This is a genomic window from Streptomyces sp. 130 (genome assembly GCF_007096885.1).
Classification (GTDB): Bacteria; Actinomycetota; Actinomycetes; order Streptomycetales; family Streptomycetaceae; genus Streptomyces.
On the sequence record NZ_VJNO01000002.1, the window covers coordinates 96,858 to 111,407 of the forward strand.

12 protein-coding genes are annotated in these 14,550 nt (G+C 71.5%); 5 read left to right on the forward strand and 7 right to left on the reverse strand.

Going from position 1 to position 14,550, the window contains the following annotated elements; translation table 11 throughout:
- The first annotated feature begins 92 nt into the window (after nt 1-92).
- Nucleotides 93-2,642 carry a cation-translocating P-type ATPase gene (locus tag FKN01_RS02670; protein ID WP_143616065.1) on the forward strand — a complete coding sequence of 850 codons (2,550 nt, stop codon included), beginning with the start codon at nt 93-95 and terminating at the stop codon, nt 2,640-2,642.
- A 575-nt stretch (nt 2,643-3,217) separates the two neighbouring features.
- On the opposite strand, the gene FKN01_RS02675 is transcribed toward FKN01_RS02670, so the two are convergent.
- The 3 genes from FKN01_RS02675 to FKN01_RS02685 all read right to left on the reverse strand — a co-directional run bounded on the left by FKN01_RS02675 (nt 3,218) and on the right by FKN01_RS02685 (nt 7,662).
- Nucleotides 3,218-4,516: a citrate synthase gene (locus FKN01_RS02675; RefSeq protein ID WP_018552758.1), complete on the reverse strand. Its 1,299-nt coding sequence runs from the start codon at nt 4,514-4,516 to the stop codon at nt 3,218-3,220.
- 203 nt (nt 4,517-4,719) lie between these two features.
- Entirely contained in the window at nt 4,720-6,978 is a 2,259-nt protein-coding gene (locus tag FKN01_RS02680) for an ATP-dependent RecD-like DNA helicase (RefSeq protein WP_143616066.1), read from the reverse strand.
- Nucleotides 6,979-7,347: 369 nt separating this feature from the next.
- Entirely contained in the window at nt 7,348-7,662 is a 315-nt protein-coding gene (locus FKN01_RS02685) for a hypothetical protein (protein WP_260696746.1), read from the reverse strand.
- Nucleotides 7,663-7,789: 127 nt separating this feature from the next.
- On the opposite strand from FKN01_RS02685, the gene FKN01_RS02690 reads away from it, so the two are divergent.
- Both FKN01_RS02690 and FKN01_RS02695 read left to right on the forward strand, forming a co-directional pair.
- Entirely contained in the window at nt 7,790-8,629 is an 840-nt protein-coding gene (locus tag FKN01_RS02690; protein WP_143616067.1) for a helix-turn-helix transcriptional regulator, read from the forward strand.
- Nucleotides 8,601-8,825, forward strand: coding sequence for a DUF397 domain-containing protein (locus tag FKN01_RS02695; protein ID WP_143616068.1), 225 nt, complete (start codon nt 8,601-8,603; stop codon nt 8,823-8,825). The genes FKN01_RS02690 and FKN01_RS02695 overlap by 29 nt, the downstream gene beginning before the upstream one ends.
- 57 nt (nt 8,826-8,882) lie before the next feature.
- On the opposite strand, the gene FKN01_RS02700 is transcribed toward FKN01_RS02695, so the two are convergent.
- The 4 genes from FKN01_RS02700 to FKN01_RS02715 form a co-directional block, all read right to left on the reverse strand.
- The gene (locus FKN01_RS02700) at nt 8,883-9,140 is read right to left on the reverse strand and encodes a hypothetical protein (protein WP_185992718.1); all 258 of its coding nucleotides are present in this window, start codon (nt 9,138-9,140) and stop codon (nt 8,883-8,885) included.
- An 82-nt stretch (nt 9,141-9,222) separates the two neighbouring features.
- A complete protein-coding gene (locus FKN01_RS02705; RefSeq protein ID WP_143616069.1) occupies nt 9,223-10,050 on the reverse strand; it encodes a sugar phosphate isomerase/epimerase in 828 nt (275 codons plus the stop codon).
- The gene (locus FKN01_RS02710) at nt 10,047-11,192 is read right to left on the reverse strand and encodes a dihydrodipicolinate synthase family protein (protein ID WP_143616070.1); all 1,146 of its coding nucleotides are present in this window, start codon (nt 11,190-11,192) and stop codon (nt 10,047-10,049) included. Before FKN01_RS02710 ends, FKN01_RS02705 begins: the two co-directional genes overlap by 4 nt.
- 37 nt (nt 11,193-11,229) lie before the next feature.
- A complete protein-coding gene (locus FKN01_RS02715) occupies nt 11,230-12,381 on the reverse strand; it encodes a Gfo/Idh/MocA family protein (protein ID WP_143616071.1) in 1,152 nt (383 codons plus the stop codon).
- A 118-nt stretch (nt 12,382-12,499) separates the two neighbouring features.
- Between FKN01_RS02715 and FKN01_RS02720 the strand changes: the two genes are divergently transcribed.
- The gene (locus FKN01_RS02720; RefSeq protein WP_143616072.1) at nt 12,500-13,564 is read left to right on the forward strand and encodes a LacI family DNA-binding transcriptional regulator; all 1,065 of its coding nucleotides are present in this window, start codon (nt 12,500-12,502) and stop codon (nt 13,562-13,564) included.
- Between the two features lie 68 nt (nt 13,565-13,632).
- Nucleotides 13,633-14,421, forward strand: a complete 789-nt coding sequence (locus FKN01_RS02725) for a sugar phosphate isomerase/epimerase (RefSeq protein ID WP_143616073.1) — start codon at nt 13,633-13,635, stop codon at nt 14,419-14,421.
- The last annotated feature ends 129 nt before the right edge of the window (nt 14,422-14,550 follow it).

The following is a 14,550-nucleotide window of genomic DNA, read 5'->3' on the forward strand; positions in this document are numbered from 1 at the left end:
GGCCCCATCCGCGTCACCCCGTTCCGACCGGGCCGCACCGACCAGCAGATACTGGTGGGGTACGGCCCGGTCGGCGTTCCAGGAGCTCGGACATGCACAGCGCATCGGACACCCACAGCGCGACGGAGGCCGCCGCCCCGGCGGCGGAGCCTTCCCGGGCCGAATTCATGATCGGCGGGATGACCTGCGCCTCGTGCGCGGCCCGCGTCGAGAAGAAGCTCAACCGGATGGACGGCGTCACGGCCACCGTGAACTACGCCACGGAGAAGGCCCGCGTCAGCTACGACGGCGCCGCCGTCTCCGTGCGGGATCTCGTCGCCACGGTGGAGAAGACCGGCTATACGGCGAAGCCGGTGCCCGGGGCCGCCGTACACGCCCCCGGCCCCGCCGCCGTGGAAGCCCCCCGGACCCCGGAGCCGGCCGCCGGCCCGCAGGCCCTCGGACCCACCGCCGCCCCACAAGCCCCCGAGCCCACCGCCGCCCCGCAGCCCACCCCCGCCCCGGCCCCGCAGCCCGCCGGGACCTCCCGCCCGGAGCCCGCACCACGCACGCCCCGACCGGAACCGGAACCGGAACTAGAACCGGAAGCGGAATCCGGCCCGGAGGCCCCGCCCCACCCGGTCGCCACCCCCGACGGCACCCCCGACGGCGCCCCCGACGGCACCCCCGGCCCCGCCCTCACCGCCCTCCGGCAGCGGCTCGTCGTGTCGGCCGTGCTCGCCGCCCCGGTGGTCGCCCTGGCGATGATCCCCGCCCTCCAGTTCGACTTCTGGCAGTGGCTCTCGCTCACCCTCGCCGCGCCCGTCGTGGTCTGGGGCGGGCTCCCCTTCCACCGGGCCACCTGGACCAACCTGAGGCACGGCGCGGCGACCATGGACACCCTGGTGTCCGTGGGGACCCTCGCCGCCTTCGGCTGGTCGTTGTGGGCGCTGTTCCTCGGGGACGCCGGCATGCCCGGCATGCGGCACGGCTTCGACCTGACGGCCTCCCGGGCCGACGCCTCGGCCACCATCTACCTGGAGGTCGCGGCGGGCGTCGTCACCTTCATCCTGCTGGGCCGCTATCTGGAAGCGAAGTCCAAGCGGAGGGCCGGGTCCGCGCTGCGAGCCCTGATGCACCTCGGCGCCAAGGACGTGGCCGTCCTGCGCGACGGCGCCGAGGTCCGCGTGCCCGTCGGCCGGCTCGCCGTGGGCGACCGTTTCACCGTCCGCCCCGGCGAGAAGATCGCCACGGACGGCATCGTGGTCGAGGGCGCCTCCGCCGTGGACGCGTCCATGCTCACCGGCGAGTCCGTCCCCGTGGACGTGGGCACGGGGGACCGGGTCGCCGGGGCCACCGTGAACGTCTCCGGCCGCCTCGTCGTCGAGGCGACCCGCGTCGGCGCGGACACCCAGCTGGCCCGGATGGCGAAGCTGGTCGAGGACGCGCAGAACGGCAAGGCGGCGGTGCAGCGCCTCGCGGACCGGATCTCGGCGGTCTTCGTCCCGGTCGTCCTGCTCATCGCGCTCGGGACCCTCATCGGCTGGCTGCTGGCCACCGACGACGTGACGGCCGCGTTCACGGCGGCGGTGGCGGTCCTGATCATCGCCTGCCCGTGCGCGCTCGGCCTCGCCACACCGACCGCGCTCATGGTCGGCACGGGGCGCGGCGCCCAGCTCGGCATCCTGATCGAGGGCCCCGAGGTCCTGGAGTCCACCCGCCGGGCCGACACGATCGTCCTGGACAAGACGGGCACCGTCACCACCGGCCGCATGACCCTCCAGGCCGTCCACACCGCCCCCGACACCACCGAGTCCGACGTCCTCCGCCTCGCCGGCGCCCTGGAACACGCCTCCGAACACCCCATCGCCCAAGCGGTGGCGACCGGAGCCGCCGAGCGCACGGGCACCGCCCTTCCCACCCCGGAGGACTTCGCAAACGTCCCCGGCCTGGGCGTCCAGGGCGTGGTCGACGGCCACACGGTCCTCGTCGGGCGCCCCCGGCTGCTCACCGAGGCCGGAATCGCCCTCCCCGACACCCTGGCCGCCGCCGTCACGGACGCCGCCGCTCAGGGGCGTACAGCGGTCGCGGTCGGCTGGGACGGTGCGGCGCGCGCGGTCCTGGAGGTCGCCGACGCGATCAAGGACACCAGCGCCGAGGCCGTCGCCGCGCTCCGGGGACTCGGCCTCACACCGATCCTGCTGACCGGTGACAACCACGCCGTGGCGGAGTCCGTGGCCCGCGAGGTCGGGATCGAGGAGGTCCGCGCCGAGGTGCTGCCGGAAGAGAAGGCGCACGTCATCCGGGGTCTCCAGGCGCAGGGACGGGTCGTCGCCATGGTCGGCGACGGGGTCAACGACGCCGCCGCACTCGCCACCGCGGACCTGGGGCTGGCGATGGGCACCGGCACGGACGCCGCGATCGAGGCGAGCGATCTGACGCTGGTTCGTGGAGATCTCAAGGTGACAGCGGACGCCATCCGCCTCTCCCGGCGCACCCTCACCACCATCAGGGGCAACCTCTTCTGGGCATTCGGCTACAACGTCGCCGCCCTACCCCTTGCGGCATTTGGGCTGCTCAACCCTATGATTGCCGGAGCGGCGATGGCCTTCTCATCGGTCTTCGTCGTGACGAACAGCCTGCGCCTGCGCTCCTTCACTTAATATCCACAATGAGATCCAGATCACATCGGTTTCAGGGTAACCATTCGATGGGTTCGTAGGTCTTAGAGTGCGATGCCAAGGATGTCTTGGGGGACGTCCGGCGGAGCATCTTGGGGGATGCTCCGGGCAAGAGTGGGCCGGGGCACGTACACCGGGGAGCTTTGAGCGGCCCTCCCGTCGGTACGTACCCCGGCAGACCACAGCGCAGTGAGCAGGACCAGCAGTACCGAGGCACAGCCCAGGAGCTACGGCTCCCACTGAACGCCCGGCCGGATCCCGTGGGGGGAATCCGCTCCGGGACATGGGAAGCGCCTCGCCGTCGGCCCGTGGGGGGATCGATGGCGAGGCGCTTCCCTCTTACGCGGGAGCGCTCCCAGACCGGCGCGCACCCCGGCGTACACGCCCGCTCCGCCCCCGTACGCGCCCAGCCGCTCCCGTACGCGCCCAGCCCCGCTCCCGTACGCCCCCAGAACGCCCGACGCCCCCGCTCGCCGCGTCGCTCGGGGCGAGGGCGCGGCAAGGCGGGGGCGCGGGGTCCGGCGTCAGTCAGGGCCGGGTGATGCGTGAGGGAGTGTTCAGCGGCCCTCGACCGGGACGAAGTCGCGCAGGACCTCGCCGGTGTAGATCTGGCGCGGGCGGCCGATGCGGGAGCCGGGCTCCTTGATCATCTCGTGCCACTGGGCGATCCAGCCGGGGAGCCGGCCGAGCGCGAAGAGCACGGTGAACATCTCGGTCGGGAAGCCCATCGCGCGGTAGATGAGGCCCGTGTAGAAGTCCACGTTCGGGTAGAGGTTGCGCGAGACGAAGTACTCGTCGGAGAGCGCGTGCTCCTCCAGCTTGAGCGCGATGTCCAGCAGCTCGTCGGACTTGCCGAGGGCGGACAGCACGTCGTGCGCGGCGGCCTTGATGATCTTGGCGCGCGGGTCGAAGGACTTGTACACCCGGTGGCCGAAGCCCATCAGGCGGACGCCGTCCTCCTTGTTCTTCACCTTGCGGATGAAGGAGTCGACGTCGCCGCCGTTGGCCTGGATGCCTTCCAGCATCTCCAGGACGGACTGGTTGGCGCCGCCGTGCAGGGGGCCCCAGAGCGCCGAGATGCCGGCGGAGATCGAGGCGAACATGTTCGCCTGCGAGGAGCCGACCAGGCGGACGGTGGAGGTCGAGCAGTTCTGCTCGTGGTCCGCGTGCAGGATGAGCAGCTTGTCGAGCGCCGAGACGACGACCGGGTCCAGCTCGTACTCCTGGGCCGGGACCGAGAAGGTCATGCGCAGGAAGTTCTCGACGTAGCCCAGGTCGTTGCGCGGGTAGACGAACGGGTGACCGATCGACTTCTTGTACGCGTACGCGGCGATGGTCGGGAGCTTGGCGAGCAGCCGGATCGTGGAGAGGTGGCGCTGCTCCTCGTCGAACGGGTTGTGGCTGTCCTGGTAGAACGTGGACAGCGCGCTGACGACCGAGGACAGCATGGCCATCGGGTGGGCGTCGCGCGGGAAGCCGTCGAAGAACCGCTTGACGTCCTCGTGCAGCAGCGTGTGCTGGGTGATCTCGTTCTTGAAGGCCGACAGCTCGTCGACCTTGGGAAGCTCACCGTTGATCAGCGTGTACGCGACCTCGAGGAAGGTCGAACGCTCCGCGAGCTGCTCGATCGGGTAGCCGCGGTAGCGCAGGATGCCCTGTTCGCCGTCGAGGTAGGTGATGGCCGATTTATAGGCAGCGGTGTTGCCGTATCCGCTGTCCAGCGTCACCAAACCGGTGTTCGCCCGGAGCTTCCCGATGTCGAAGCCCTTGTCGCCGACGGTGCTGTCGATCACCGGGTAGGTGTACTCGCCATCGCCGTACCGCAGTACCACAGCGTTGTTGGTGTGCTCGCTCACGTCATCCCTCACCGACGTAGTGCCTCTTCTTCGAGGTTCCCTGACTGTCTCCACCCTCCCCCATTTGGCTCAGGAGAGTGCACTCGGGGTCGTCCATTGGACCTACTCGCGGCACTGAGTGCCGCGAACTTAGCCATCCTGCCCCCTTGACTGCGGTTCCGGAAGACCTCCGTGATGTTTCCCACCGTTTTGATCGATCATTTTTACCGACGATCCGCCGACGATCCTCCGTCGCCGCCGCCGCGGAGCCGGTGATCCAGCGCCGTACAGCGCCTGCCTGCGGAAACCGTGCGGACCGCCTGCCCGATCGCCTGCCGCGAGCCGACCAGGACGACGAGCTTCTTGGCCCGGGTCACGGCGGTGTAGAGCAGGTTCCGCTGGAGCATCATCCAGGCGCTCTTCGTCACCGGAATGACGACGGCGGGGTACTCGCTGCCCTGCGAGCGGTGGATCGTCATGGCGTACGCGTGGGCCAGCTCGTCCAGCTCGTCGAAGTCGTAGCCGATCTCCTCGTCCTCGTCGGTGAGGACCGTCAGCCGCTGTTCGTCCAGGTCGAGGCCGGTGACGACACCCACCGTGCCGTTGAAGACCCCGTTCTCCCCCTTGTCGTAGTTGTTACGGATCTGGGTGACCTTGTCCCCCACGCGGAAGACCCGGCCACCGAACCGCTTCTCCGGCACGCCCGGCCGGCCCGGGGTGATGGCCTGCTGGAGCAGACCGTTGAGATGCCCCGCCCCCGCCGGGCCCCGGTGCATGGGCGCGAGCACCTGGACGTCCCGGCGCGGGTTCAGCCCGAACTTGGCCGGAATACGGCGGGAGGCGACGTCCACCGCGAGCACCCCGGCGTCCTCCGTCTCGTCCTCCACGAAGAGGAAGAAGTCACTGAGCCCCTGAGTGAGGGGCGGTATGCCGGAGTTGATGCGATGCGCGTTGGTGACGACGCCCGACTGCTGGGCCTGGCGGAAAATCGTGGTCAGCCGGACCGCGGGCACGGGCCCGCCCTCCGCGAGGAGGTCCCGCAGCACCTCCCCGGCCCCCACCGACGGCAACTGGTCCACATCGCCGACGAGCAGCAGGTGGGCACCCGGTGCCACGGCCTTCACCAGCTTGTTGGCGAGGAGCAGATCGAGCATCGACGCCTCGTCCACGACGACCAGATCGGCGTCGAGCGGGCGGTCCTTGTCGTACGCCGCGTCGCCGCCCGGCTTCAGTTCGAGGAGCCGGTGCACGGTGGAGGCCTCGGCCCCGGTCAGCTCGGACAGCCGCTTGGCCGCCCGCCCGGTGGGCGCGGCCAGCACCACCTTCGCCTTCTTGGCCCGTGCCAGCTCCACGATGGACCGGACCGTGAACGACTTGCCGCAGCCGGGGCCGCCGGTGAGCACGGCGACCTTCCGGGTGAGCGCGAGCCGCACGGCGGCCTCCTGCTCGGGAGCCAGCGTGGCCCCGGTCCGGCCCCCGAGCCATTTCAGCGCCTTCTCCCAGTCCACGTCCGCGAAGGCCGGCATCCGCTCCTCCGGCGTCCGCAGCAGCCGCCGCACCTGGGCGGCGAGCGAGATCTCCGCCCGGTGGAACGGCACCAGATACACCGCCGTGACCGGCTCTCCGCCCTCGGGCGACGGCACCTTCTCCCGTACGACGCCCTCCGGCTCCTCCGCCAGCTCCGCCAGGCACTCGATGACGAGCCCGGTGTCCACCTGGAGCAGCTTCACCGCGTCCGCGATCAGCCGCTCCTCGGGCAGGAAGCAGTGGCCCTGGTCGGTGGACTGCGACAGTGCGTACTGCAGCCCCGCCTTCACCCGTTCCGGGCTGTCGTGCGGGATGCCCACGGCCTGGGCGATCTTGTCGGCGGTCAGGAAGCCGATGCCCCAGACGTCGGCGGCCAGCCGGTAGGGCTGGTTCTTCACGACGGAGATCGAGGCGTCCTCGTACTTCTTGTAGATGCGCACCGCGATGGACGTCGAGACGCCGACGCCCTGGAGGAAGACCATGACCTCCTTGATCGCCTTCTGCTCCTCCCACGCGGCGGCGATCATCTTCGTCCGCTTCGGGCCGAGCCCGGGGACCTCGATGAGCCGCTTGGGCTCCCGCTCGATGATGTCGAGGGTGTCCACGCCGAAGTGGGTCGTGATCCGGTCGGCCATGACCGGCCCGATGCCCTTGATCAGCCCGGAGCCGAGGTAGCGCCGGATGCCCTGGATCGTGGCGGGGAGCACGGTCCGGTAGTTCTCGACGTGGAACTGCTTGCCGTACTGCGAGTGGGAGCCCCAGCGCCCCTCCATCCGCAAGGACTCCCCGGGCTGCGCCCCGAGCAACGCCCCGACGACGGTGAGCAGGTCGTTGGCCCCCCGCCCGGTGTCGACGCGGGCGACGGTGTAGCCGTTCTCCTCGTTGGCGTACGTGATGCGTTCGAGTACGCCTTCCAAGACGGCCAGGTTGGGTGTGTGGGGCGTGGTGGTGGCCATGGGGCGACGGTATCGGGTGGGTGCGACAGCGGTACGCGGGTGCCTGGCGGCGCTACGGTGAGGGCATGGCGACCGAGCGGATCTCGATCAGCATGCTCCGAGGTCGGTGCCCGGATCAGGCAGCACGCGGCGGAGGCCGGTCTCACATGGGCCGGTGACGAGATCGAGCTGACCCGGGAGCAACGGGCGGAGGTAGCCTCCCTTTGGGAGGAAACGCACTACCTGCTGCGCTCGCCGACCAACGCCCGCCGCCTCCGCGCGTCCATTGCCGAGGCGACGGCCGAGGACGGCGGAAGAGACGAATGAAACCCGTCGCGGCCACCTCCCCGATCCCACTCCGCCGTCTCCAGTGCGCCGTCAGCGCCGTCGCTACAGCTGGTCGGGGTGCTGCCGTGACGCTGCCACCGCCCGGGAGCCCCGGCTCTCCGCGACGCGCCTGACGTCCCGCAGGGACTCGGTCAGGCGGCTCGCCAGGAAGTGCAGCTCCGGCCACGTGACCTTCCGGTCGGCCAGGAGGTCGGCCGCGTGGCCCAGGAGGTCGTCGGCCATGCCGAGTTGGACGCTCTCGATGTTGTCGGCCAGCCGCGAGACGTAGCCGTTGCCGTCCCCGAGGACGTAACAGGGCTTGCCGCCCTGGCTCTCCCATGGCAGCAGCCTGATCGTCTGCGCCTCGTTTTCCTTCACGTCTGCCTGCTTCCTTCCGGGGGTCTGCGTTCGGTAGCGAACCCATCACAGAGTGGGGTCGCGCGTCGCTACGCTGCCAGGGGGTCGGGGATGACAGCGGGTACGTCAAGACGGGGAGTTGAGCCGCATGGGTACGAAGCGGGTGCCGCGTTCACCGCGGCAGAAGTACGGCGCGGAGCTGCGGCTGCAACGCGTCGCGGCAAACCTGACACAGGAGGCGCTGAGCGAGATGGTGGTCTGCTCGCCCACGCTGATCAGCCACTACGAGGCAGGGCGGCGGCTGCCGACCCCGGAGGACGCGGCGAGGATCGACCGGGCGTTGAATACGGGCGGGTTCTTCGTGCGGTGGCTTGAGGATTTGGACTCCAAATTCGTCCAGTACTTCGCACTCGTGGCCGAGTTGGAGCGGCAGGCCACCGAGGTGCGCCTGTACGGGTTGTCGCTGATCCCCGGGCTTCTCCAGACCGGCCCGTACGCCCGTGCCGTCTTCGAGGCGTACAGAACCAACTTTGAGCCGGACGAGCTTGACACGTTTGTCGTCAACCGTCTGGAGCGCGGCCGGATGCTCGCGGAGTCGGCGCGTCCGGTCGTCTGGGCGCTCCTCGACGAAGCGTCTCTCCGACGGCGCGTCGGTGGCCCTCAGGTCATGGCGGAGCAGTTGCGCAAGATCGCGGACATGGCAGTCTCCGGGCGCCTGCGTCTGCATGTACTGCCCTTTGCCGTAGGGGCCCACGCGCTCATGGAGAGCGCGCTCTACATGCTCGACTTCGCGGACGGCCCTCCACTCGCGTACGTGGAGGGACTTCAGACGGGCAATCTGATGGATGATCCGGCGTTGGTGGCCGCCTGCCAGGAGTCCTACACTCTCGCCCTGGGTGACGCGGCGCCCCAACGGGCTTCGATCGATCTCATCCGGGCCATCGCAGAGGAGCACGAAAATGCACAGCCACAACCGCCCCTACGCTGACTCCCGTTCCGTGTCCGGATGGTTCAAGTCCAGCTACAGCGGTGGCAACAATGGCGACTGTCTCGAAGCCGCCCGCGGCCACGCCTCCGTCCCCGTCCGTGACAGCAAGGCCGCCGACGGTCCCGCCGTCGTCTTCTCCGCCGGCGGCTGGACCTCCTTCGTCACCGCCCTCAAGGACGGCCGCCTGGGCGCCTGAGCGACAACACATCCCGGCGAACCCGCGCTCACCACAGCCGGATTCGCCGGGACACCATCACACGCGGGACAGGAACGCCTCCCGCAATTCCTGGTCCCTGAGGAGCCCAAGGGTTTCCTCCTCGCCGCTGAACAGCAGCTCCGCGGCCGGATGGCCGGACTGGTGGAGCATTCCGGCCAGGACGTCCGCGAGCGGGCGGTCCCAGGCCACCCGGACCACCTTCGCCGCCTTGTCGTGCTGCTTCCGGTCCGTGGCGATGCGCCACAGCTCGATCGACTGCTTGGCGGTCTCATAGGCCGTTCGTCGCCCGTCCACGAGGACATCGAAAAGGCCGAAGCCGAGGGTGCCGGCCGCCCCGGGACCCGCACCGCACAGGCGGGCCCCGGGGCGACCGTATTCAGCAGGCGTGCTCGGCGTAGCGGGACGCCACCTCCGCCAGGACCTCCGCGCCGTCCCTCGCCCACAGCGCCTCGTTGAAGATCTCCACCTCGACCGGGCCGTCGAAGCCCGTCGCCTCCACCGCCTCGCGGAAGAAGCGGAAGTCGACGCTGCCGTCGCCGAGCTGGCCCCGGCCGAGCAGGACGCCCGCCGGGAGCGGGGTGATCCAGTCCGCGAGCTGGAAGGAGTGGATGCGGCCCGCCGCGCCGGCCCGCGCGATCTGGGCGGGGGCCTGGTCGTCCCACCACAGGTGGTACGTGTCCACGACCACGCCCACCCGGTCGGCCGGGAAGCGTTCGGCGAGGTCCAGGGCCTGGGAGAGCGTCGAGACCACGCAGCGGTCCGAGGCGAACATGGGGTGCAGGGGCTCGATGGCCAGCCGCACCCCGCGTTCGGCGGCGTAGGGGGCCAGCTCGGCCAGGGCGTCCGCGATGCGTTCGCGGGCGCCGTAGAGGTCCTTGCTGCCCTCCGGGAGGCCGCCCGAGACGAGGACCAGGGTGTCCGTGCCCACGCCCGCCGCCTCGTCCAGCGCGGCGCGGTTGTCGTCCAGGGCGCGGGCCCGTTCCGCCGGGTCCAGCGCGGTGAGGAAGCCGCCCCGGCACAGGCTGGTGACGGTCAGGCCGTGGTCGGCGAGGAGCCGGGCCGTCGCCTCGATCCCGTACGACTGCACCGGGGCCCGCCAGAGGCCGACCTTGTCGATGCCCGCCTTCGCGCAGCCCTCGGCCAGCTCCGGCAGCGACCACTGCTTGATGGTCTCCTGGTTGACGGAGAGACGGCCGTCGCTCATCGGGTGCCTCCCCGCACGGTCAGCAGCGCGCGCATCCTCGACTCCGCCAGCTCCGGGTCCGGGAACAGGCCGAGCCCGTCCGCGAGTTCGTACGCCTTCGCCAGGTGCGGGAGCGAGCGGGCCGACTGGAGGCCGCCCACCATCGTGAAGTGGTCCTGGTGGCCCGCCAGCCAGGCCAGGAAGACCACGCCCGTCTTGTAGAAGCGGGTCGGCGCCTGGAAGAGGTGGCGGGACAACTCGACCGTGGGGTCGAGCAGTTCGCGGAAGCCCTTGGTGTCACCGGTGTCCAGCACCCGTACCGCGTGCGCGGCCAGCGGGCCCAGCGGGTCGAAGATGCCGAGCAGCGCGTGGCTGAAGCCCCGGTCGTCGCCCGCGATCAGCTCCGGGTAGTTGAAGTCGTCCCCGGTGTAGCAGCGGACCCCGCCCGGCAGCCGGCGGCGCACGTCGATCTCGCGGTCCGCGTCGAGCAGCGACATCTTGATGCCGTCGACCTTGTCCGGGTGCTCCGCGATGACCTGGAGGAAGGTGTCGGTGGCCAGGTCCAGGTCGGTGGAGCCCCAGTAGCCTTCGAGCGCCGGGTCGAACATCGGGCCCAGCCAGTGCAGGACGACCGGTTCGGTGGCCTGGCGCAGCAGATGGGCGTACGTGTCCAGGTAGTCCTGGGGGCCCTTCGCGGCGGCGGCGAGCGCGCGGGAGGCCATCAGGATGGCCTGGGCGCCGCTCTCCTCGACCACGGCGAGCTGTTCCTCGTAGGCGGAGCGCACCTCGGCGAGCGTCGCCGGGCCGGGCGGCAGCTGGTCCGTGCCGACGCCGCAGGCGATGCGCCCGCCGACCGACTTCGCCTCGGCGGCCGAGCGGCGGATCAGCTCCTCGGCGCCCGCCCAGTCCAGGCCCATGCCTCGCTGGGCGGTGTCCATGGCCTCGGCCACGCCCAGCCCGTGCGACCAGAGGTGGCGGCGGAAGGCGAGGGTGGCGTCCCAGTCGACGGCGGCCGGGGAGTCCGGGGTGGTGTCGGCGTACGGGTCGGCCACGACGTGCGCGGCGGAGAAGACCGTACGGGAGGCGAGCGGCGTCCCCGTCGGGGCGAGGTCGAGCGGGGTGGCCCGGGGTTCGTACGGGCCCTGCGGGAGATGGATGGTCACGGGGACGGCTCCTGGGGTCCGTGAGGGGGGCGGCGGGTCACAGCGAGAGCTCCGGGACGTCCAGGCGGCGGCCCTCCGCGTGGGACTTCAGGCCGAGCTCCGCGAGCTGCACGCCACGGGCGCCCGCCATCAGGTCCCAGGTGTAGGGCTCGTCCAGCACGATGTGGCGCAGGAACAGCTCCCACTGGGCCTTGAAGCCGTTGTCGAAGACCGCGTTGTCCGGGACCTCCTGCCACTGGTCGCGGAAGGACTCGGTGACCGGCAGGTCCGGATTCCAGACCGGCTTCGGGGTGGCCGAGCGGTGCTGGACGCGGCAGTTGCGCAGGCCGGCGACGGCGGAGCCGTGGGTGCCGTCCACCTGGAACTCGACCAGCTCGTCCCGGTTGACCCGGACCGCCCAGGAGGAGTTGATCTGGGCGACCGCGCCGCCCTCCAGCTGGAAGATGCCGTAGGCGGCGTCGTCGGCGGTCGCCGCGTAGGGCTCGCCGCGCTCGTCCCGGCGCTCCGGGATGTGGGTCTGGACGTGCGCCTGGACCGTGGTGACCCGGCCGAACAGCTCGTGGAGCACGTACTCCCAGTGCGGGAACATGTCCACGACGATGCCGCCGCCGTCCTCCGCGCGGTAGTTCCAGGAGGGGCGCTGGGCCTCCTGCCAGTCGCCCTCGAAGACCCAGTAGCCGAACTCGCCGCGCACGGACAGGATCTCGCCGAAGAAGCCGCCGTCGATGAGGCGCTTCAGCTTCAGCAGGCCCGGCAGGAAGATCTTGTCCTGGACGACGCCGTGCTTGATGCCGGCCTCCTGGGCGAGGCGGGCCAGGTCGAGGGCGCCCTCGACGTCCGTGGCGGTGGGCTTCTCGGTGTAGACGTGCTTGCCGGCGGCGACGGCCTTCTTGATCGCCTCGACCCGGGCCTGGGTGACCTGGGCGTCGAAGTAGATGTCGACGGTCTCGTCCGCGAGGACCGCGTCCAGGTCGGTGGACCACTCGGTCAGGCCGTGGCGGGCGGCCAGCTCCTCCAGGGCGTGGGCGCGGCGGCCGACCAGGATCGGCTCGGGCCACAGCACGTCGCCGCCGCCGAGGTCGAGGCCGCCCTGCTCGCGGATCGCGAGGATCGAGCGCACCAGGTGCTGCCGGTATCCCATGCGTCCCGTCACGCCGTTCATGGCGATGCGCACTGTCCTGCGTGTCACGAAAGTTCCCTCCGTACAGCCGTAGCAAGCGCTTTCTATGCGGGATGACGCTAGCCTGCCGACAGCGGCCCGGACAAGAGGGGGCCCGTCAATCGGTCACCGGCCACGGAGGAAAGCGATGACAGTCACCCTGGCGGACGTGGCGGCCCGCGCCCGGGTGTCCCCGGCCACCGTCTCCCGTGTGCTGAACGGCAATTACCCGGTGGCGGCGTCCACCCGGGAGCGCGTCCTGCGCGCGGTGGACGACCTGGACTACGTGCTGAACGGGCAGGCCAGCGCCCTGGCGGCGGCGACCTCGGATCTGGTCGGCATCCTCGTCAACGACATCGCGGACCCGTTCTTCGGGATCATGGCGGGCGCCGCGCAGACCGAGATCGGCGGGCCGGGCGACGGGTCGGCGCGGGCGGGCGGCGAGAAGCTGGCGGTCGTCTGCAACACCGGGGGCTCCCCCGCCCGCGAGCTGACCTACCTCACCCTGCTCCAGCGCCAGCGCGCCGCCGCCGTCGTCCTCACCGGGGGCGCGGTGGAGAACCCGGAGCACCAGGCCGCGATGGCCGCGAAGCTGGCGAAGCTCGCGGAGGCGGGGACCCGGGTGGTGCTGTGCGGGCGGCCCCCGCTGCCGGACGGGGCGTCCGTGCCGACCGCGCTGGCCTTCGACAACCAGGGCGGCGCCCGGCGCCTGACCAACCATCTGCTCTCCCTGGGCCACCACCGGATCGGCTATGCCGCGGGCCCGCTGGAACGGACCACCACCCGCCACCGCCTGGCCGGTCACCGGGAGGCGATGCGTGCGGCGGGGGCGGCCGGGGACGAGGACCGGCTGACCGTGCACGGCTCGTACGACCGGGGCTCCGGCTACGACGCGACGGTCGAACTCCTGCGCCGCGAACCGGGGATCACGGCGGTCGTCGCCGCGAACGACACGGTGGCGCTCGGCGCGGCGGCGGCGATCCGCGACCGGGGGCTGCGCATCCCCCAGGACATCTCGGTGGCCGGCTTCGACGACCTGCCGTTCTCCGTGGACGCGGTCCCGGCCCTGACGACCGTGCGGCTGCCGCTCTTCGAGGCGGGGGCGCGGGCGGGCCGGCTGGCCATGGGCAAGGAGGACCCGCCGCCGGGCGGCATCGCGCTGATCCCGGCCGAGCTGATGGTGCGCGGCTCGACGGGGGCGCCCCGGGGGTGAGTCCGGGCCGCGTGCCGGGGTACACGTGAGGGCCACCGCCCTCGTGCATCGACGGAAGGACCACGCACGTGAAGCTCGCTTTCTCCACCCTCGGGGTGCCGGGGCTGCCCATGCCCGAGGTCGTCCGGCTGGCCGCCGGCCACGGCTACCAGGGGGTCGAGCTGCGCGCCCACCCCGAGGAGCCGGTGCACCTGGGGCTCGGCGCGTCCGAACGGGCCGCCGTGCGCGCGGAGTTCGAGCGGGGCGGGGTGGAGGTCCTGGCCGTCGCCGGGTACGCGAAGGTCGCCGCCGGGGGCGACGACCAGCCGGTCCTGGACGAGCTGGCCGCGCTGACCGAGCTGGCCCGGGACCTGGGCGCGTCGTACGTCCGGGTGTTCCCCGGCGGCGGCGGCCAGGACCCGGAGGAGGCCGACGCGGTCGCCGCGCGCCGGCTGGGCGCGACCGCTCCGTACGCCGCCGACCTGGGCGTACGCGTCCTGCTGGAGACCCATGACTCGCACCGGGCGGGGGCCGACGTGGCGCGGGTGGCCGGCACGGTGGGGCACAAGAGCATCGGCGCGCTGTGGGACGTCATGCACACCTGGCTGGCGGGCGAGGAGCCGGTGGCCAGTCACGCGGTGCTGGCCCCGCACCTCGGCTACGTACAGGTGAAGGACATCGCGTCGGCGGACGGCACCGCGCCGCTCGCGCTCGGGGCCGGGGTGCTGCCGCTGCGGGCGTGCCTGGACACGCTGGACCCGGACGGCTGGGTCTGCTGGGAGTACGAGAAGCGCTGGTACCCGGGGGCGGCGGAGCTGCCGGGGCTGCTGGGCGCGGGGCGCGAGCACCTGCTGCGGCTGGGCGCGCCCAAGCAGTAAGCGGTACCGGACGGGCCGGGCGGCGGGGCCCCGGACGCGCTCGAAACGGCCCGCACCCTTGACCGGAAGTTATTTTCTGGATATCCGTGCTCCTTGGAAGTTTCTTTCACCCCCTCGTCACCGAGAACG